This window comes from Streptomyces sp. NPDC047049, from assembly GCF_040643995.1.
Classification (GTDB): domain Bacteria; phylum Actinomycetota; class Actinomycetes; order Streptomycetales; family Streptomycetaceae; genus Streptomyces; species Streptomyces mooreae.
The window spans coordinates 570491-588706 of record NZ_JBEYVM010000003.1 but is presented as its reverse complement, the minus strand read 5'-3'; the positions used below and the strand labels follow the sequence as shown (position 1 = coordinate 588706).

Below are 18216 nucleotides of genomic sequence, written 5' to 3'. Positions count from 1 at the left end.
CAGCCGGACGGGCGCTCAGGCGGTGGATTCCAGGGCGCGCATCCGGGCGCGGGTGCGCTGGGCCTCGGCGCCGGTCTCCTCCGCGGCGTGCTGCCACTGCTCCCAGCTCTCGCGGTAGGCGTGCAGCGCCGAACGGGGACCGGCGGTGACCTCCAGGACCTCGCCGCGGCGGTGGTGGGCGCGGGCGGCCAGCAGGGGACTGCCGGCCCGCCGGGCGGCCGCGGCGGCGCGGCGGAAGCAGGCGGCGGCCCGGTCGTGGCGCTCGCGGGAGTCGAAGCGGCGGTCCAGCAGCAGCTGGATGTCGCCCACTTCGAGCCAGGCCTCGGCCGACACCGCGTCCGGTACGTCCACGCCGCGGGCGGCCAGCTCCAGGATCCAGTCGGCCTCGTGCAGATCGGCGAGGGAGGGCTGGCGTTCGTAGCGCAGCCGCAGGGCGCGGCCGAACAGCAGACGGTGGTGGCCGAGGTCGGGGTCCTGCGGCCCGGCCCGGCCCAGCGCCTCGCGCAGGACGTGCACCGCCTCGTTGGCCAGCCGTTTGCCCGGCCCGCCGGCCGGCTCCAGACGGGCGCGCAGCAGCAGCGCCGCGCCCCGCTCGGCCAGCAGCGCGCTGTGCTCGGGTGAATCGGGGGTGGCCAGGCGGAGCGCGGCGGCCAGTGCGGCGAGGGCGGCGTCGAGGGCGGTCAGGTCGCCGGTGCGGGTGTGCACGGCGCGCTGGACGGCGGCCGTACGGCGCAGGGCGGCCGCTTCCAGCGCCGGGTCGTCGAGGACGCGGGCCATCTCCCGGGCGCGTTCGAGGAGCGGCAGCACGGACGGCAGGCCCGCGCCGTCGTGCAGCTGGCGGGCCGCCGCCAGCTCCAGCAGCGTCTCGCACACCAGCCGGTCGGCGGCGCTGCCGCGGCGGCGCAGCAGGACGGTGGCGGCGTCGAGGTCGTCGGCGGCCCGCACCGCGAGCGCCTGGGCAAACTGCGGCCCTTGCGCGCGGCCGCGGGCGGCCCGGCGGGCCTGGTCGAGCAGGACACCGCCCCGGGCGGCGTAGACCTCGCCGGGTACCTGCTCGCCGCTGGGCCACTGGTCGAGCAGGGTGGACAGGCAGCGTTCCGCCTCGTCGAGGGGGTCGTCGGCGGCCAGGTCGCCGTCCCCCGGGAGCTCGTCGGTCCCCGGCGCACCGTCGGGGGCGGGCAGGGCAGCGAGGCGGCGCAGGACCTCGGTGCGCAGCACCATGCACTCCAGGACGCGGGGGTCGAGCAGGCTCATCAGCCCGCAGGCTGCGTGCAGCCGGCGGGCGGCGTCGGCGAGCGCGCTGCGTTCCTCGTCCGGTGTGCCGGCGCTGTGGCGTTCGCGGGCGCGGGCGTGGCCGACCCGGCCGAGCACGATCAGCGCCCGGGTGCGCTCGGCCTCGCGGGCGGCGGTGACGGCCTCCTGGTCGCCGGCGGTCCCCTCGGCCGTGGCCCGCTCGGCGGCGAGTGCCGCGCGCTCCGCCTCCTCCAGGGCGTCCGGCTGGCGCCACTTCGCCCAGGCGTGCAGCAGGGCGCGGGCGAGGTCGGTGCCGGCCACGGGCAGCCGTTCGGTGGCGGCGCGCAGCAGCCGGACGGCCTCGATCAGGTCCCGGACGGCGCGGCCCTGTTCGTAGCGCTCCAGGAGGGCGGCGCCTTCCGCTGCGGGGCCGTCGGGCGCGTACGGCGGCCGGGCGGGCGGGCGCAGGGCCGGTTCGAAGCGGCGCAGCACGCGCTCGGAGACCCGGGCGAAGGGTTCGGGGACGGCCCGCTGGCCGGTCTCGGGCTCACGGCCGCTGCCGGAGAGCATGGCGACCGCGACGGCCGGGAAGTTGCGGGCGCTGCGGCCGAAGGTGCGCTCGATGTAGAGCGAGCAGTGCTTGAGCACCAGGGCGGCCTCGCCCGCACTGAGCCGGCCGAGGAGTTCGTCGCGTACACCGGGTACGAAGTCGTACCACGGACCGCTCACCCCGCCCTGCTCCCCCGCTGTCCCCTCCTCGGCGGGAAGTTGCGTGACCAGGCCGCTGAGCAGCACCTCCGCCAGCTCGGCCGGGCCGGTCTGGGGCAGCATCGCGCGCTGGACGAGCTGGATGACGGGCAGCGCGAGCGGGACGGCCGAGAGGTGGACGGCGAGCAGCCGGGCGGCGGGCGAGGCCTGCTGGTCGAACGCGCGGACCATACGGGCGGGTGCGGCGCGCTCGGGCTCGGGCAGCGGCGGGGCCGGCCGGCCGGCGCCGTGGTCGGCCCGTACGACACAGGCCGCGCCGCGCAGCGAGAGACCGGCGTCGGCGGCGGCCAGCCGGGCCCAGGAACCGAGGGCGGAGGGGGTGGCGGAGAGGACCGGGATGGCGCGTTCGCGGGGCGTTGCGTGCGCGGCGCCCGGTGCCGCGGCGGGGCGCCGGCGACGGCGGGACGGGCGGAAGCCGAGGGCTTGGTAGGGGCCCTGGCGGCGGACGAGGATGCCGGCCACGGCGGGCAGGAGGGTACGCGCCCACATCCGCTGCGGCAGCGGCTGGACCACGGCGAGCGGGGCGTCGGCCGCCCAGCGGTAGAGCAGCCGCTGCATCCGGCCGTCCCCCCACAGCGGGCCCGCGCAGTCGCTGACCACGAGGGTGAGGTGGTGGCCCGTCGGGTCGTGCAGCTGGTCGGCGGGGCGCAGCGGGCGGCCGGGGCCCGGGGCCGCGGCGACGCCGACGTCCTGGCCGTGCGGATGGAGGTAGTGCACCGTCACATCACGGAAGGCGCCGACCCGTTCGCAGACCTGGCGCAGGTCGTGCAGCATCTGCTCCCAGACGGCCATCGAGGACGAGCCGTCCATCAGCAGCCGCAGCGCGGCCGCCCGGCGGTGCACCCCGCGCAGCACCGGGATGATCATTTCTGCGTGGGCGGAGAGTTCGGCGGTGGCGGGCTCGTCCAGCTTGCGGCGGGCCGGGGCGACCGGCGGGCGGTAGCGCTGGATGGGCCGCAGCGCCCGCTGCAGCGGCAGCAGCCCGGGGAACGCGGAGGCGATCGGGACCGCGACCTCGCCCAGGCGCTGCCGGTCGGGGTCGGGCAGCCGTTCGTCCCGGGTGGGCAGCAGCTCCGCGACCCGGCGCCGGGCGCCGTCCCGGAGGACGGACGAGGACGGGTCCGCGTCCGCGGAGCCGGGGCCGTCGCCGCTGTCGCTGCCGTCCGGCGGTGTTCCGCGGGCGTTTGCGGGATCGAGGGAGACGGCCGGTCCCACCCGGAAAGTGGCCGGATCCGGACCACCGGGCTCCTGGGGGCGGGCGGGCCCGGCCTGCACGGAGCCGTCGGCCCGGGTGGCGTCCGGGGTGATCCACTGGGCGAGCCAGAGGGCGTCGGCCATTCCGCGGGCGTCCGCGGGCACCCCCGCCGCGGTCAGCCGGGCGACGAGTTCGTCGAGGGGGCCCGGGCCGGGCTCCCCGTGGTGCACCGCACTCACCTCGTCCGATCGAGAGGCCGCATCAGCTCCGCCGTCAGACGCCGCCGGGTCTCCTCCTCGTCCTCGTCCGTCCAGCCGGCCTTCTGCGTGAGGTGGATGGCGTTGAAGAGCTGGTCGACGGCGCGGACATCGCCGGGCTCGCGGTCCAGGAAGCCGTCGATCACCGCTTCGTAGCGCTCGGCCGCGCCCTCGCCGAAGTGGGCCCGCACCATGGCGGCCAGCCGCTCCTTGTCGGGCACCGGGATGTGGAGGTGGATACAGCGGCGCAGCAGGGGCGCCGGGAAGTCGCGTTCGCCGTTGCTGGTGAGGACGATGAAGGGGAAGGCGTGGCAGCGCACCCGGCCGTCGCGCACCGTCACCCGCGCGCCGTCGTCGCTCAGCACCTCCACCTCGGGGGCGGATCCGGCCAGCCGCTCCAGCTCCGGAATCCGGAACTCCCCTTCCTCCAGCACATTGAGGAGGTCGTTGGGCAGGTCGATATCGCTCTTGTCGAGCTCGTCGACGAGCAGGACGCGGGGCCGGGCGGCGGGCAGCAGGGCCGTGCCCAGCGGGCCGAGGCGGATGTAGCGGCCGATGCCGCCGCCGGGTTCGTCGGTGGGGTCCGGGCCGGCCGCCACCTCGTCGTCCGCGGCGGCCGGGGCCGCGCGGGCGATCTGGAGGTCCTGGAGGCGGCCGATGGCGTCGTAGTCGTACAGGCCGTCGCGCAGGGTGCTGCGGCTGACGACCGGCCAGCCGAGCACCCGGCCGAGGCCGAGTTCGTAGGCGACCGAATGCGCCAGGGTGCTCTTGCCGCTGCCCGGCGCGCCGGTCACCAGCAGCGGACGGCGCAGGTAGAGGGCGGCGTTGACCAGCTCGCGCTCGGTCTCGCCGGGGCGGTGGTGGCTGGCTTCGCGGTGCTGCACGCCGAGCCTGCGCTCGGAGGAGGGGTCGAGGGCGGCGGGCGGCGCCACCAGAGGGCCACCGTCGAAATCGCGCCATGGGGGTGGCGGCGGAAGGTGCTCAATTCCGTCGTGCGGTGCCCCCGCGCCACGGTAGATGAGCCAGTCGCTCACGTCGGAACTCCTCGTCGCCGGCCAGGCCTCGGTCAGGAGCGATGGTCATGGCGGAGCGCCGGAGACGTCGGCATCATCCACCCCGGCCTCCCCCACGTCCGCCACCCGCCATCACGCAGGTGCGCCTCACGGACAAGTCTTCCACGACGCTATGACAGTACTCAGCCGGACGGAAGCGCGCGGGGCGGTTTCCGGTCTCCCGCAGGGGCATCGCGGGCGCCCAAGTGCCGTGCACGGGGCGCCACTTGCCTCGGGAGGGGCGGACGCGGCAGAGGCGGGCACCGGGCGCGTGCGAGGCGCAGGGGGGCGTGCGCGGCGCCCGGACGAGCGAGGGGGCGGCTCCGTGGGGGAGGGCGGCTCCGTACCCCGTTCATTGCGGGGACAGCTGGGGGCGGTCCGTGAAGAGCGGCGGGATCGGGTCCTCCGGGTCGTCGTAGAGGAGCACCAGGTCGCCGGCCCAGTGCATGCCCTCCTCGGCGGCGCCGGCGGCCTTGGCGCGCAGTTGCCTGACCAGCTCGGGGAGCCGGGCCAGCCCGCCCGAACCCTGCAGCAACTCCCGTACTCCGCGGTGGAATTCCTCGCATCCGGCATCGCAGCCCCGCTCCTCGCCGTGGCCGCCGGCCGGCCACAGCCCGGCCGGGAAGCCGGTGTCCAGGACGGCGCCGACCGCGTCGCGCCCGAAGCCGTCGGCGACCGTATGGCACAGGGCGGGCAGCGCCCCCTCGGCGGCCGTCTCCAGCAGCCGCCAGACCGCCTCCTCGGAGCCGCGCGCCCCGCCGCCGCCCTGGTGCGGCGCAACGCGCAGCGCCTGCAGTTCAGGGGCGGCGGCCAGGCCCTGCCAGCGGCGCAGCCAGGCCGGGTCGACCTGCTCGCGCCGCCCCTGGTCCCGCAGGATCACGGCGCGCCCCGGGCCCACCGGCCGCAGCCGGGCGGTGCGCCGGGTCGAGGCGGCGACCTCCCACTGACCGGCGGCGGTGTGCCAGTGGCCCTCGGGGACGGCGACCTCCAGGCGTACCCGGGCGCCCGGCCCGGCGTCCCCGTCGGCCCGCAGCAGCCGCCCGCCGAGCCGCCGCAGCACCTGCTCCCGCGCCTGCTCGAACGGCACCCCGCCGGCCGGCTCCTGGACGTCCACCCGCAGCCACTGCCCCTGGCCGTAGCCCTCGCTGACCGACCAGTTGAAGAGCTCCGGTCCGCCCTCGTCGTAGAACAGCGGCTCGAACTCGACGAGTACGGAGCGCGGGCGGCGGCGTACCGGCCCTATCCTGCGGCGGTCCTGGGGCTGCAGCACCACCGCCTTTGCCTGGACGAACTCCGCGAGGCGGAGCGCCTGTCCGCGTACCTCGGCGGCCTGTTCGCCCGGTACGTCCCGCACCTCGTCGGCGGTCAACTGGGCCACGATCCGCAGGTAGTGCACAAAGGCGCGCAGCTCCGTGTACGGGTCGCTGCCCTGGTAGAGCGCGCCGTGGCCGTCCCGCCAGGTACGCAGCGCCCAGGCCCCGGGCCGGTCCCCGCGGTCCAGCACCTCGCCGACCGCGGCCTCCACGAGCAGCGGATCGCGCGGCGCGGGGAGCCGGGCGAGCAGGTCCAGCGCCTGCAGCCGCTCCTGTACGCCCCACAGGCGGCCCCGGCCCGACATGATCGCGTGCTGGGCGTCGAACCAGGTCGGTCCGGCGGCGCGGCCGAGTTCCTGACCGGCCCAGTGCCAGCGGTCGTGCAGGCTCATCAGCGCGTGGTACGGGTCGGGTCCCAGGCCCTCGGCACCCGGGACCAGGTGTTCGGGCCCGAGCCCGCGCAGCGCGGTGACCGGCACCGCGAGCCCGACGTGGTCCTGCTGGTGGCGGCCCTTGACGATGCCGACCACCTCGCCGCGGTCACAGTCGATCAGCGGCCCGCCGGAGGCGCCGGGGGTGACCCGTACATCGCTGCCGAACTGCAGCCCCCGGGCGTCCCGGGCACCGAAGCGGACGGCGATGAAGGGGTCGACGGGGGTGGTCGGTGCGGCGGGGACACGGGGGGCGTGCGGGGTCGCGGGATCGGCGGGCGCACGGCGCCCGGCCCGCGGCACCCGGGGGGCGCGGGGGGCACGATCCCCGCCCGGCTCCCGCCCGCCGTGGCCGTCTTCCGCTGCCCTCCCCCGTGTGCCGCATCCGTCCCGCGCGGCGTCTCCCCCGCGCGCCCGTGCGCCCCCGCCCGCGCCGGGGCCTGCGCCCGTACCGCGGCCTCGGCCGGCGACGGGGCCACGGTCGGCGACGGCCCCTCCGTCGACGCCGGTGCCTCCGTCGGTGCCTCCGTCGGCACCCGCGCCCGACGCGTCGTGGCCGCGGAAGATATAGGCGTCCTCCAGGAGCGTCGCCGGCTGATCGCTGAGCCAGGCGCAGGGGTGCTCGGTCTCCGGGTCGAGCAGCCGGACCAGCGCGAGATCGGCGCGGGCGGCGGCGGGCCCGGCCGCCGGGTCGGGCCGGCTCAGGTCGTACGCCAGCCGCGCGGGCACCACCCGGCCGCCGAACGCGACCCCGAAGACGCCGTCCGGGCCCGTGCAACGGCGCCGCCCGTCGCCCGCCGCGAGCACATGGGCACAGGTCAGCACCCATCCCGGGGCGATCAGCACCCCGCTGCCCCACGGCCGTCCCGCGGTCGCGCCCGGGGCGGGGCGCAGGGCGACGGTGGCGCGTCCGGCGTGGCCGAGGAGCTGTGCGTAGTGGGCACGGTCACCGCGGCCGGCGGCCTGGCCCTCGGAAGTCGTCATCAGCGGCTCGCATCATCCGGCTCCCGGCGGCCGGCCGCGGGCCCCCCGTGCGGCTGTGCCGCCGGCGGCGCCTCGTCCGCGCGGCGCCAGGTGAGCGTGACCGAGAGGTTGGCCTTCGCCTCGCCGTCCGCGAGCAGGGCGACGGCCTTGCCCGGCTTGGCCGACAGCTCCACGCCGAAGGTCACACTGGTCTCGTGCGGCGCGACCCGTTCGGTGGCCTGGCGGACGCTGGCGGCGACCCCGCCGACCACCTCGCGCAGTCCCTCGACGCGGGCGCCGAGGGCGTCCCAGGCGCCGACGTCCTCGAATTCGCCGTCGGCCCCGTCCAGGTCGTCCGGCCCGTCGAGCCCCGGGGCATCGAGCCGGGAGACCCGGGCCCAGACTGCCGTACCGTCGGGCAGTTCGATGCGCTGCGCGCGCTCGTGCATCACGGCCTCCTGCTCCCCGTGGGCGGCAATTCCCCGATCACCGCGGGACCGTTGACAAGGTGATCAGGCTAGCCTTCGGGCGCCTGTGGCGCGAGAGGTCCATGAGCCTGCCTATCCTGGCCGGGAATGACCCATGACCCCTGGTGGAGAGCGCGTGTATTTCACTGACCGTGGCATCGAAGAGCTGGAGAGCCGGCGCGGCGAGGAGGAGGTCTCCCTCGGGTGGGTGGCCGACCAGCTGCGGACGTTCGTCGACCTGAACCCGGACTTCGAGGTGCCGGTGGAGCGGCTGGCCACGTGGCTGGCCCGGCTGGACGACGAGGACGAGGACGAGTAGCGGGCCGGTCCCTGCCCCGCGGACGGCGTGGCAGGGGCCGGCACCGGCACCGGCCCACGCGGCGGGTGCCGCCCCTTGGTGCGGGGCTCCCGCGCGCCGCGTACGGCCCACCGCCGCGCGGGCGGCGGGCCGTGGACGAACGGGCCTGGATCAGACGTAGCGGAGCGCGTCGCGCATCCGCACCTTCACGTCTTCCTCATCGTTGAACGCCGCCCGCCCGGCCCGCGGGTCGTGCTCGTAGTAGGCCCTCTTGTTGTTCAGCTCGGCCCTCCTCGCCCCTTGCTGGGCGCCGCGGAGCGCGTCCCGGATCTGCTCCGCGTGCCGGGCGTGCCGGCAGGCCCCCTGCCCCTGGACGGCGTACCCCTGGGTCGCCTGGTTGTAGCCGATGGCCCTCTTGTAGCTGTGGGCACCGTCGGCCGACAGCGCCTTGTTGTTCGCCGAGTTCGCCTTGACGACCAGGCTGTGGCAGCTCGCGGCGGCGGTGACGGAAGCGGCGGCGGGCGCGGCGTGTGCCGACGCGACCGGCCCGGCCACCGCGGCACCGAGCACCAGAACCGAGAGCAACCCCGTTGTTTTACGCACGTGTTCGACTCCTTCATGGCATACGCCACGACATCAAGTGACACCACTGAGGACTCCGCCACGGCACCACGCGGTTCCCCTCTTCCGCACCTTGATGATCAAGGACGCCACGAAGGGGGCCGCTCCGGACGCCTCCCGACGCTCTCCGGACATCCTCCGGACGCCTCCGGACGTCGCCCTCGAACGAGGCACTTGACTTCCCCCGGCCGCGATATATCGTGTCTTGCGTAGACGCGATATGTTGCGTTGCCACGGATCAAGGGGAGGCAGGCATGTCAGCCGGGACCGAGTGGTCGCACCAACCGACGCAGGTGACCTCACCACGCACGCTGGAGGTCACCGAACCCGTCGACGCCTTGACCGTGCGCGTGGTCAACGGCACCGTCAACGTCGTCGGCACCACCGACGACGGCCCGGCCCGCGTGGAGATCGGCGAGGTGCACGGCCCGCCCCTGACCGTCTCGTACCGAAGCGGCACCCTGTCGGTCGCCTACGAGGACCTCCCCTGGAAGGGCTTCTTGAAGTTCCTCGACCGCAAGGGGTGGAACCGCAGCGCGGTGGTCTCGGTGACCGTGCCGGCCGGCACCCGCGTCGAGGTCGGCACGGTCGGCGCCTGCGCGGTGGTTTCCGGCATCTCGGGACGCACGGACGTCCGCGGCGTCTGCGGCGACAGCACCCTCGTCGGGCTGACCGGCGGGGTGCGGGCCGACACGGTCTCCGGCAATGTCGAGGCGCAGTCGGTCACCGGCGATCTGCGTTTCCACTCCGTCTCGGGGGATCTGACGGTCATCGACGGGGCGGGCGGGGCGGTGCACGCCGACTCCGTCAGCGGTGACATGGTCCTCGATCTGGACCCCGGGCAGGGCGCCGACATCGCCTTGACGACGGTCTCCGGGGAGGTCGCCATCCGGCTGCCCGACCCGGCCGACGCCAAGGTCGAGGCCAACACCACGAGCGGCACCGTCTCCAACGCCTTCGACGGCCTGCGGGTCAGCGGCCAGTGGGGCGCGAAGAAGGTCACCGGCTCGCTCGGCGCGGGCACCGGCACACTCAAGGTCACCACCGTCTCCGGCGGTCTGGCCCTGCTGCGCCGCCCCTCCCCGGCGGACGAGGACAGCCGGCCCGGCGCCCCCTCCCCCCGTTCGCACGACGATTCCCCCACCGGCCCGCCCGCCGGGAAGAAGGTGCTCTGAGCATGCCCCCCGTCTTTGCCCATGGCCGCCTGCGCCTCTACCTCCTCAAGCTGCTCGACGAGGCGCCGCGGCACGGCTACGAGATCATCCGCCTTCTGGAGGAGCGCTTCCAGGGCCTCTACGCCCCCTCCGCCGGCACGGTCTACCCGCGGCTGGCCAAGCTGGAGGCCGAGGGTTTGGTGATCCATGCGACCGAGGGCGGCCGCAAGGTCTACTCGATCACCGATGCCGGACGCGCCGAACTCGCCGACCGCGGCGGCGAGTTGGCCGATCTCGAACTGGAGATACGGGAGTCGGTCGCCGCCCTGGCCTCCGACATCCGGGAGGACGTCAGCGGTTCGGCGCGGGATCTGCGCCGCGAGATCCGGGAGGCCGCCCAGCAGGCCCGCAAGGACGCGGGAGGCGCGGGGAAGGCCGGACGGAACGGCGGCGGGGCGGCGGACGCCACGCAGGGCACGGCCGGCCGCCCCTTCCCGGAGGCCGCCGACTACTTCGACGCCGCGTTCGGCGACAAGGAGTCCTGGCGGCAGGCGAAGGAGGAGTTCCGGCGCGCCAAGGAGGAGTGGAAGGAGCAGGCCCGGCGGGCCAAGGAGGAGAGCCGGCGCGCCAGGCAGGACGCCCAGCGGGCCCGTAAGCAAGCCAGGGACGCCCAGGTGTTCGCGCGCGAGGAGGTCCAGCGGGTCATCAAGCGCGTACAGGACCAGGCCCAGGAGGCGGTGCGGTCCGGCGACTGGTCGGGGGCGCTGCGCGAGGCGCTGTCCGAGGTCTCCCGCGAGGTCGGGCGCTTCACCGGCGCCCAGTCGGGCGCCGGGCGGGGCGAGGAGCCACGCGAGGCCGGCCCGGGCGGCGAGCCGCACGGGAACGGACGGGCGGACGCGGACAGCGGGACCCGGGTGACGGTCGAGCGCGTCGACCTGCCCGAGGAGAGGCCCGAGGAGAAACCCGAGGAGGGCCCGGCGGCCGGGGCTCCGCCGGCCCCGGAAGCCCCGGAGTGGGCGAAGGAACCGGCCGGCGACGACCCCGCCCGCGACTTCGACCGGCTGCTGGACCGTTTCCGCGACGATCTGCGGGACGCGGCGCGCGATCACGGCGTGACGGCCGGACAGCTGAAGGAGTCCCGCCGCCGGCTGTCGACGGCCGCCGCCCACATCGGCGCGCTCCTGCGTCATCCGGAGCAGTACGGCTCCCCGACGGACCGGGACGACTGAGACGGGCCGGTCAGGACCGGGCCGGCCCACGGCCGCATCGGGACGTCACCGCCGGGATGACTCGGCGGCCGGGGTCACCGAACGGCTGGGGACACCGAGCCCGGGACACCGAGCCGGGACACCGAGCGGCCGGGGCGGGCGCACATCCGGTGCGCGCCCGCCCCACCACGTCCACGGGGCCGGGCGGCCGGGGGCCCGGGGCCCCGGCACGCGGCGGGGCGGCCCTTCACTCAGCCCCGACGCACCCCCGCAGCGCCCCGATGAGCCGTTCGGCCCGCTCGTCACCAGGGCCGCCCATCCGGTTGGCGGTGTAGGCGAAGCCGACCCCGAACTCGTCGTCCCCGAAGGCGAATTGGCCGCCCGCCCCGCTGTGGGCGAAGGAGCGCGGACCGAGCAGCCGGCGGAACGCCGAGTCGAGGAGGACGCCGGTCCCCCAGCGTGCGCCGAGGTCCGGGAAGCCGGAGAACGAAGGCCCGCCCGACATCTGGGTGACCGCGTCGGTGACCGTTCCTTCGGACAACAGCCGCGGCCCGCCGTCCAGGCCGGTGGCGACCGCCGCGTACAGGGCCGCCAGACCGCGCGCCGACGACACCGCGCCCGCACCGGGGAATTCGGCGGTCAGCAGGGCCGGCGAGTTGTAGCCGTGCGGATCGTCGAGCCCGGGGAAGGGCAGGGCGCCGTTCATCGTTACGGCCCGCATGGGCAGCAGATCGGCGCTCGGCAACGGGGCCCGCCCCTCCGCCTCGGCGAGGCGGGCCAGCCGCGGAACCTCTTCCTGCGGCATACCGATCCAGGTACGCAGCCCCAGGGGGTCACCGATGACCGCCCGGAAGTAGCGGCCGGGCGTACGGCCGGTGAGGCGCCGGATCACCTCGCCGACGACGAAGCCGAAGGCATGGGCGTGGTACTCGAACGCGGTACCGGGCTCCCAGAGCGGCTTCTGTTCCTCCAGGGCACGGATCACCGGCGTCCAGGCGGCCAGCTCCTCGAACGTCAACTCCCGCTCGGCGAGGGGGATTCCGGCGGTGTGGGCGAGCACCATCCGGGTGGTGATCCCCTCCTTGCCGTGGCGGGCGAACTCCGGCCAGTAGGCGGCCACCGGGGCGTCGAGATCCAGCTTCCCTTCCTGCGACAGCAGATGGGCCAGGAAGCTGACGACGGACTTGGCGAGGGACATGACGGGAAGGACGGTGTCCTCCTGCCACTCCCGCCCGGTCCGGTCATCGGCGACACCGCCCCACAGGTCCACGACCTTGCGCCCGCCCACGAACACGGCAGCGGCGGCGCCGAGTTCACCGCGCTCGGCGAAGTTCCGGGCGAATTCGTCCGCGAAGGCCCCGTATCCCTCGTCGGCCCATCCTCGGTACGGCATCCCGCGCTCCCTCTCCCCAAGCGCAGCGACCCCCCGCGGGCCGTCGGCCGGGTCACCCTACGCATGGGCGCCGCCCGGACTCGATCGAATATCCGGCGCACGGGGGCACCCGGCCGGCGCAAGTGCCACGGCGGCCGGGCAAGGACCGGGCGGCGGCCGGGCGGCCAGGCGAGGACCGGGAGGCGGCCGAAACCGAAGCCCCCAACCAACCATCAACTACACACAGTTGCCATCCACGCTCTGGATTCACGCCACGTAATCGGGGAACTCACTACTTCGCACGGCTTTCCGTCCGGTGCCGGGCTCCAGGGAGCCCCAGCTGCCCGCTTCCGCGGACCGGTGGCCGTGTTCCCGACCACGGACCACTCCCTGTCTGCGCACGCATCGTGAAGGCCATGAGGTAAAGCGATGTCGGAATACCTTTCGGTCGCCCGCCGGATGTGGCACCTGCTGGAGCCCCTGCACGCCACGCTGTACTTCGCCCCCGAGGCCCGCCAGGTCGCCGCCGACCTCGGCCATGACATGTCCTCCCGCTGGCCCAGCTATTTCGCCTGGCGCACGGCTCCGCTGGGCGCCGCCGGGCCCGAGCTGGTGGCGGCGACGTACTACACCTTCAGCCCGCGGATGATCGCCCGGTACCTCCCGCGGATCTGGACCGTCGCGGACCCGGCCAAGGTGCTGGACGCGCGGCTGCTGGCCATGGACCGTGCGCTGACGGCGCTGACCGACGGCCGGCTGAGCACCGCACAGCTCGCCGAGGCGGCCCGGCTCGCCCGCCAGGCCGCCGAGAACGCCGGCTGCGCCGCCCGCCCGCTGGCCGCCGCCAACCGCGATCTGCCGTGGCCGGACGCACCACATCTGGCGCTCTGGCAGGCCGCGACGGTACTGCGCGAACACCGCGGCGACGGCCATCTGGCGGCCCTGCTGACCTGCGGACTCGACCCCTGCGAGGCCCTGGTGTCGTTCGCCGCGATCGGCGCCGCGCCGACCGCCGGCTTCACGGGCCGCGGCTGGAGCGCACAGGAGTGGAGCGATGCCCGGCACCGCCTCGCCGCCCGCGGCTGGATCGCACCGGACGGCACCGCGACCGAGCGCGCCCGCAAGGAACGCGAGGCGATCGAGCGCACCACGGACCGCCTGGCGGCCGGCCCGTGGCGGGCGCTGGGCCACTCCCGCGCCGAACGACTGGCCCAGCTGCTCCACCCCGTCCTGGGCGCACTGTCCGAGGCCGGCTACCTGCCCCGGCACGGCACGCTGGGCATCGGGACGGTGAAGGTGGGCTACCCGTAGGGCGGGGGCCGGCCGTGGCACGTGCGCGGCCCGTGGCACGCGTGTAGCCCGTGAAACCCGTGTAGCCCGTGACACGCGTATGGCCCGTGACATGCGAGTGGCCCGTAGCGCGCGTGCTCCCTCAACTCGCGCGCCGTCCCCGCTCCTCCTCCAGCGCCCGCAGCACCGCACCGTAGGTCGCCCCGTGATCGGCGAGCACCGCCGCGGCCGGTCCGGGCCTGGCGGTCAGCGCCATCAGCAGATGCTCGTCACCGAGGTACCGCTCGCCGCGTCCGACGGCGATCCGCAGGGCACGCTCCAGCACGGACTTCGCCTCCGCGGTGAACGGCCGGCGCGTCCGCTTCCGGCGCCCGGCCCGCCCGCCTCCGGCCAGTGCGCCCACCCCGTGTGCCTGTTCCACCCGCGTCACGACCTCGTCGATATCGATCCCGAGCCCGGCCAGCGCCGCCGCGTCGGCCGGGGAGACCCCTCCGCGCCGGCGTACCGCCGCGAGGGCGTCCACCACCGACTCCCGCCGCGCGTGGACACCGAGCGCCGCGAGCACCCCGGCGGCCGGCGAGTCCGTGCGCTCCAGCAGCGCGAGCAGCAGCTCCGGTTCGCCGACCGTGCCGCTGCCCGTACGGTCCGCCTGTTCCGCGGCGCCGCGCACCACCGCGCGTGCGTCGGCCGTGAATTTCTCGAACATCAGCGCCTCCCGTGCTTCTTGTGCACTGCCTGCCTGCTGACACCCAGCTCCGCCGCGATCTCCTGCCACGACCAGCCCTTCGCGCGGGCGCTGCGCACCTGCACGGCTTCGAGCTGTTCCAGCAGCCGGCGGAGCGTGGCCACGGCGCGGAGCCCGACCCGGGGATCCCGGTCACCGGCCCGCTCGGCAAGGTCCGTTGCATCGGTCATGGCTGTCAATTTACGTTGACACGAGGGGAGTGTCAACCTTCGTTGACACGTACGGAAAGCACTGACGCCGGGCGGCCGGCAAGGAACGGGCAGCCCCAGGGGCGTGAAAGCGCTAAGAGCGACCAGGTGCGGTCACGGACAAGGCGATCACCGCCGCGGTCCCGTCCGTCCACAGCGCCGCGGCGGCCGCGTCCGGTGCCGTCAGCAGCGCCGCGTCGAACCGCTCCAGCCGCGCCTCATGGGCGCCGGGTGGCCCGAGCCGGGTGCGCCCCTCGACCGCCACCACCATGACCTCGTCGGGACCCCGGTCATGGTCGGGGTCATGGTCGGGGTCACGGCCGCCGTCGGCGGCGCCGTCGCCGGCCGGCCACACCCTCCGGCTCCCCCGCACCATCTCCACCGTCGCCGCCGCCCGCCCCTCCCGGAGCATCACATTGAGGTTGACGACGGGGTGGCCGTCCAGCAGCCGGGAGTCGGTGGCGGCACCGCCGGGGAAGGCGAACGGGCGGTAGCGCTCCGGGAGGAGGTGCGTGGTGCCGTCCACCGTCAGTTCCAGCCCGGCGCCGTCGACGACGGTGAGGACCCGCCGGACACCGGGCAGCGGCGAGTACGGACCGTCCCGGGTGACGTCCGCCAGGCTGACCCGCCAGGCGAAGGTGTCCCAGCCGGAGCCCGGCGGCTGGACGGCGACCTCCCGGGTCACCCCGCCGCCGTTGCTCCACGGCGCGGCGGCGCGCCCCTCCGCCCGCAGGATCCGCACTCTTCCCGGCCTCCTCGCCGAAGGGACTTCACGACTTCACGACTTCACGACGGCACGACGGCACGACCTCACGCCACGCACCGAAGGGACGTCGGCATCACGTCGGCCACCAAAATCGTCGGCATCACGTGGGCGGCCGAAAAACCGTCGACCTCACGTCGGCCGGCGAAGGGACCGCGCGCCAGACGTCACACCGTCAGCACGATCTTGCCGAACAGCTCGCCCTCCGCCATCTTCGTGAACCCCTCACGCGCCCGGTCCAGCGGCAGCGTCGAATCGATGACCGGCCGGATGCCCTTGGCCGCGCAGAAGCTGAGCAGCGATGCCAGCTCCTCCTTGCTGCCCATCGTGGAGCCGACGATCTTCAGCTCCAGGAAGAAGATCCGGTTGAGCTCGCCGCTCTTGGGGGTGAAGCCGCTGGTGGCGCCCGAGATGACCAGACTGCCGCCGGGGCGCAGCGACTTGACGGAGTGCGACCAGGTGGCGGCGCCGACCGTCTCGATCACCGCGTCCACCCGCTGCGGCAGCCGCTCGCCGGACGCGAACACCGCCTCGGCGCCCAGCTCCAGCGCGCGCTTGCGCTTGCCCTCGTCCCGGCTGGTGGCGAAGACCCGCAGCCCCGCGGCGGCGCCCAGCACGATGGCGGCGGTCGCCACGCCGCCGCCCGCGCCCTGCACCAGGACGCTGTCCCCGGGCCGTACGCCCGCGTTGGTGAACAGCATCCGGTACGCGGTCAGCCAGGCGGTCGGCAGACAGGCCGCCTCCTCGAAGGACAGCTCCTTCGGCTTGGGCAGCACGTTCCAGGAGGGGACGGTGACCTGCTCGGCGAAGGTGCCCTGGTAGCGCTCGGTGAGGATGGAGGGCTTCTCCTTGGCGCCGACTCCGTGGCCGGTCTGCCCGATGACGGAGTGCAGGACGACCTCGTTGCCGTCCGCGTCCACTCCGGCGGCGTCGCAGCCGAGGATCATCGGCAGGCTGTCCTCGGTGATCCCCACCCCGCGCAGCGACCACAGGTCGTGGTGGTTGAGGGAGGCGGCCTTGACGTTGACGGTCGTCCAGCCGGGGCGTACGTCAGGGGCCGGCCGCTCCCCCAATTCGAGGCCGTTCAGCGGCTGGTCACGGTCGATGCGGGCGGCATAGGCAGCAAACATGATCCCAACGTAGGCCGCGGCAGGTCGCTGCGGTACCGCACAGGGGTGTGACACGCGCCGCGCCGCCGTCCCCTCCCCCGGGTCGCGCCGCGCCGCCCGTGCCTCGCCGCGGCGCCGTGCCGAGTCGAGTCAAGTCGAGTCGAGGGGGCGTCCCCCGTGTTACGCCGCGCCTCCCGTGCCGCGTCACCACAACGGGCCGGGCCCGCACCTCATACAGGTGCGGGCCCGGCCCGTGGGCGGATGACTCCGGTGGCGGCGCGGTCAGCGACGGGCCACGCCCTCGGCGCGGGCGGCGGCCGCGACGGCGGCGCTGACGGCCGGTGCGACCCGCTCGTCGAACGGCGAGGGGATGACCCGCTCGGCGCTGAGCTCGTCGGCGACGACGGCGGCCAGGGCCTCGGCGGCGGCGAGCTTCATGCCCTCGGTGATCCGGGTGGCCCGCACCTGCATGGCTCCGGCGAAGATGCCCGGGAAGGCCAGCACGTTGTTGATCTGGTTGGGGTAGTCGCTGCGGCCGGTGGCGACCACGGCCGCGTACTTGTGCGCGACCTCCGGGTGGATCTCCGGGGTCGGGTTGGCCATCGCGAAGATCAACGAGTCCTTCGCCATCTTGGCCACCGCCTCCTCCGGCACCGTGCCACCGGAGACCCCGATGAAGACATCGGCGCCGTCCAGCGCGTCCTCCAGCGACCCGGTCAGCCGGCCCTTGTTGGTGAAGCCGGCCACCTCGCGCTTGACGTCCGTGAGGTCGCCGCGGCCGGTTGCGACCACGCCCTTGCGGTCGCAGACCGCGACGTCGCCGATGCCCGCCTCGATGAGGATCTTGGCGATGGCGACGCCTGCCGCACCGGCGCCCGAGATGACCGCCCGCAGCTGGCCGAGCGAGCGGTCGGTGAGCTTGGCGGCGTTGCGCAGCGCGGCCAGCGTGACCACGGCGGTGCCGTGCTGGTCGTCGTGGAAGACCGGGATGTCCAGCCGCTCCTGGAGCCGGCGCTCGATCTCGAAGCACCGCGGCGCCGAGATGTCCTCCAGGTTGACCCCGCCGAAGGACGGGGCCATCCGGACGACGGTCTCGATGATCTCGTCGGTGTCCGTGGTGCCGAGCGCGATCGGCACCGCGTCGACGCCGCCGAACTGCTTGAAGAGGATGGCCTTGCCCTCCATCACGGGGAGCGAGGCCTCCGGGCCGATGTCGCCCAGTCCCAGCACCGCGGTGCCGTCCGTGACCACGGCGACGACCTGGGACTTCCAGGTGTAGTCGTGGACGAGCTCGGGCTGGTCGGCGATGGCGCTGCACACCTTGGCGACGCCCGGCGTGTACGCGAGGGACAGGTCGTCCTTGTCGCGGACCGGCACGGTCGCCTGGATGGCCATCTTGCCGCCGCGATGCAGGGCGAAGGCCGGGTCGAAAGCATCGTCGGGCGCACTGCCCGCGCCCGCGCCGGTATTGCTGTCGCTGCGAGGATTGACGATCTCCGCTGCCACTTGTCGTACCCCTTTAATCGAAATTCTGTTGAGGGTGGCCACCCCTGGTTGAGGGGTGGGCGGGCACCGCGTCCGCGCCCTGCACGGCGGATGACCGCCGCGCGGGGAGGTTTTCGGACGCCGGGCGCGCCGCACACGCGCCCTGAGCCCCGGATGAGGGGTGTAACCAACCTTTCTACCCGACGGGCGCGGGCCCCGACGAGTCAGATTCCTTACCCTCGAGTTCAGAGTTCCGACAATAACCGCGAAATACACAAAAAACGCAGAAGAGTCATCCCCCTCC

Annotated in this window: 15 protein-coding genes; 4 read left to right on the top strand and 11 right to left on the bottom strand. The window is 74.8% G+C overall.

The features are described 5' to 3' along the window. Positions 1–15: 15 nt before the first annotated feature. The 4 genes from ABZ851_RS10595 to ABZ851_RS10580 all read right to left on the bottom strand — a co-directional run bounded on the left by ABZ851_RS10595 (position 16) and on the right by ABZ851_RS10580 (position 7661). Positions 16–3426 (bottom strand): SAV_2336 N-terminal domain-related protein, encoded by a 3411-nt coding sequence (locus ABZ851_RS10595; protein WP_361124670.1) that lies wholly within the window; start codon positions 3424–3426, stop codon positions 16–18. 5 nt (positions 3427–3431) lie between these two features. After that, the gene (locus ABZ851_RS10590) at positions 3432–4487 is read right to left on the bottom strand and encodes a MoxR family ATPase (protein WP_088799963.1); all 1056 of its coding nucleotides are present in this window, start codon (positions 4485–4487) and stop codon (positions 3432–3434) included. A gap of 370 nt (positions 4488–4857) precedes the next feature. Further along, the gene (locus tag ABZ851_RS10585) at positions 4858–7233 is read right to left on the bottom strand and encodes a trypsin-like peptidase domain-containing protein (protein ID WP_361124668.1); all 2376 of its coding nucleotides are present in this window, start codon (positions 7231–7233) and stop codon (positions 4858–4860) included. Then, entirely contained in the window at positions 7233–7661 is a 429-nt protein-coding gene (locus ABZ851_RS10580; RefSeq protein WP_361124666.1) for a CU044_2847 family protein, read from the bottom strand. Before ABZ851_RS10580 ends, ABZ851_RS10585 begins: the two co-directional genes overlap by 1 nt. Before the next feature lie 154 nt (positions 7662–7815). Here ABZ851_RS10580 and ABZ851_RS10575 point away from each other — a divergent pair, with 154 nt between their 5' ends. Continuing rightward, the gene (locus tag ABZ851_RS10575) at positions 7816–7998 is read left to right on the top strand and encodes a DUF6104 family protein (protein ID WP_088799957.1); all 183 of its coding nucleotides are present in this window, start codon (positions 7816–7818) and stop codon (positions 7996–7998) included. 150 nt (positions 7999–8148) lie between these two features. On the opposite strand, the gene ABZ851_RS10570 is transcribed toward ABZ851_RS10575, so the two are convergent. Further along, a complete protein-coding gene (locus ABZ851_RS10570) occupies positions 8149–8580 on the bottom strand; it encodes a hypothetical protein (RefSeq protein WP_361124664.1) in 432 nt (143 codons plus the stop codon). A gap of 272 nt (positions 8581–8852) precedes the next feature. On the opposite strand from ABZ851_RS10570, the gene ABZ851_RS10565 reads away from it, so the two are divergent. Next, positions 8853–9773 (top strand): DUF4097 family beta strand repeat-containing protein, encoded by a 921-nt coding sequence (locus ABZ851_RS10565; RefSeq protein ID WP_361124662.1) that lies wholly within the window; start codon positions 8853–8855, stop codon positions 9771–9773. Positions 9774–9775: 2 nt separating this feature from the next. Continuing rightward, positions 9776–10981: a helix-turn-helix transcriptional regulator gene (locus tag ABZ851_RS10560; RefSeq protein ID WP_361124660.1), complete on the top strand. Its 1206-nt coding sequence runs from the start codon at positions 9776–9778 to the stop codon at positions 10979–10981. 226 nt (positions 10982–11207) lie between these two features. Here ABZ851_RS10560 and ABZ851_RS10555 read toward each other — a convergent pair whose 3' ends face one another. Further along, the gene (locus ABZ851_RS10555) at positions 11208–12353 is read right to left on the bottom strand and encodes a serine hydrolase domain-containing protein (protein WP_361124658.1); all 1146 of its coding nucleotides are present in this window, start codon (positions 12351–12353) and stop codon (positions 11208–11210) included. A gap of 408 nt (positions 12354–12761) precedes the next feature. Here ABZ851_RS10555 and ABZ851_RS10550 point away from each other — a divergent pair, with 408 nt between their 5' ends. Further along, positions 12762–13643: a hypothetical protein gene (locus ABZ851_RS10550; RefSeq protein WP_361124656.1), complete on the top strand. Its 882-nt coding sequence runs from the start codon at positions 12762–12764 to the stop codon at positions 13641–13643. Between the two features lie 121 nt (positions 13644–13764). On the opposite strand, the gene ABZ851_RS10545 is transcribed toward ABZ851_RS10550, so the two are convergent. From ABZ851_RS10545 to ABZ851_RS10525, 5 genes are all read right to left on the bottom strand, one after another. Next, the gene (locus tag ABZ851_RS10545) at positions 13765–14328 is read right to left on the bottom strand and encodes a Clp protease N-terminal domain-containing protein (protein ID WP_361124654.1); all 564 of its coding nucleotides are present in this window, start codon (positions 14326–14328) and stop codon (positions 13765–13767) included. Beyond that, the gene (locus tag ABZ851_RS10540; RefSeq protein ID WP_361124652.1) at positions 14328–14537 is read right to left on the bottom strand and encodes a helix-turn-helix domain-containing protein; all 210 of its coding nucleotides are present in this window, start codon (positions 14535–14537) and stop codon (positions 14328–14330) included. Before ABZ851_RS10540 ends, ABZ851_RS10545 begins: the two co-directional genes overlap by 1 nt. 112 nt (positions 14538–14649) lie before the next feature. Then, positions 14650–15297 carry a HutD family protein gene (locus ABZ851_RS10535; RefSeq protein ID WP_361124650.1) on the bottom strand — a complete coding sequence of 216 codons (648 nt, stop codon included), beginning with the start codon at positions 15295–15297 and terminating at the stop codon, positions 14650–14652. A 188-nt stretch (positions 15298–15485) separates the two neighbouring features. After that, the gene (locus ABZ851_RS10530; protein WP_361124648.1) at positions 15486–16448 is read right to left on the bottom strand and encodes a zinc-binding dehydrogenase; all 963 of its coding nucleotides are present in this window, start codon (positions 16446–16448) and stop codon (positions 15486–15488) included. Positions 16449–16709: 261 nt separating this feature from the next. Beyond that, positions 16710–17933 carry an NADP-dependent malic enzyme gene (locus tag ABZ851_RS10525; RefSeq protein WP_361124647.1) on the bottom strand — a complete coding sequence of 408 codons (1224 nt, stop codon included), beginning with the start codon at positions 17931–17933 and terminating at the stop codon, positions 16710–16712. Between the last annotated feature and the right edge of the window lie 283 nt (positions 17934–18216).

What these genes read in the sequence shown, in the direction of transcription:
- ABZ851_RS10585 (WP_361124668.1), bottom strand. Translation starts at nt 7,233, where the DNA reads ATGACGACTTCCGAGGGCCAGGCCGCCGGCCGCGGTGACCGTGCCCAC.
- ABZ851_RS10580 (WP_361124666.1), bottom strand. Translation starts at nt 7,661, where the DNA reads ATGCACGAGCGCGCGCAGCGCATCGAACTGCCCGACGGTACGGCAGTC.
- ABZ851_RS10565 (WP_361124662.1), top strand. Translation starts at nt 8,853, where the DNA reads ATGTCAGCCGGGACCGAGTGGTCGCACCAACCGACGCAGGTGACCTCA.
- ABZ851_RS10560 (WP_361124660.1), top strand. Translation starts at nt 9,776, where the DNA reads ATGCCCCCCGTCTTTGCCCATGGCCGCCTGCGCCTCTACCTCCTCAAG.
- ABZ851_RS10555 (WP_361124658.1), bottom strand. Translation starts at nt 12,353, where the DNA reads ATGCCGTACCGAGGATGGGCCGACGAGGGATACGGGGCCTTCGCGGAC.
- ABZ851_RS10550 (WP_361124656.1), top strand. Translation starts at nt 12,762, where the DNA reads ATGTCGGAATACCTTTCGGTCGCCCGCCGGATGTGGCACCTGCTGGAG.
- ABZ851_RS10545 (WP_361124654.1), bottom strand. Translation starts at nt 14,328, where the DNA reads ATGTTCGAGAAATTCACGGCCGACGCACGCGCGGTGGTGCGCGGCGCC.
- ABZ851_RS10540 (WP_361124652.1), bottom strand. Translation starts at nt 14,537, where the DNA reads ATGACCGATGCAACGGACCTTGCCGAGCGGGCCGGTGACCGGGATCCC.
- ABZ851_RS10530 (WP_361124648.1), bottom strand. Translation starts at nt 16,448, where the DNA reads ATGTTTGCTGCCTATGCCGCCCGCATCGACCGTGACCAGCCGCTGAAC.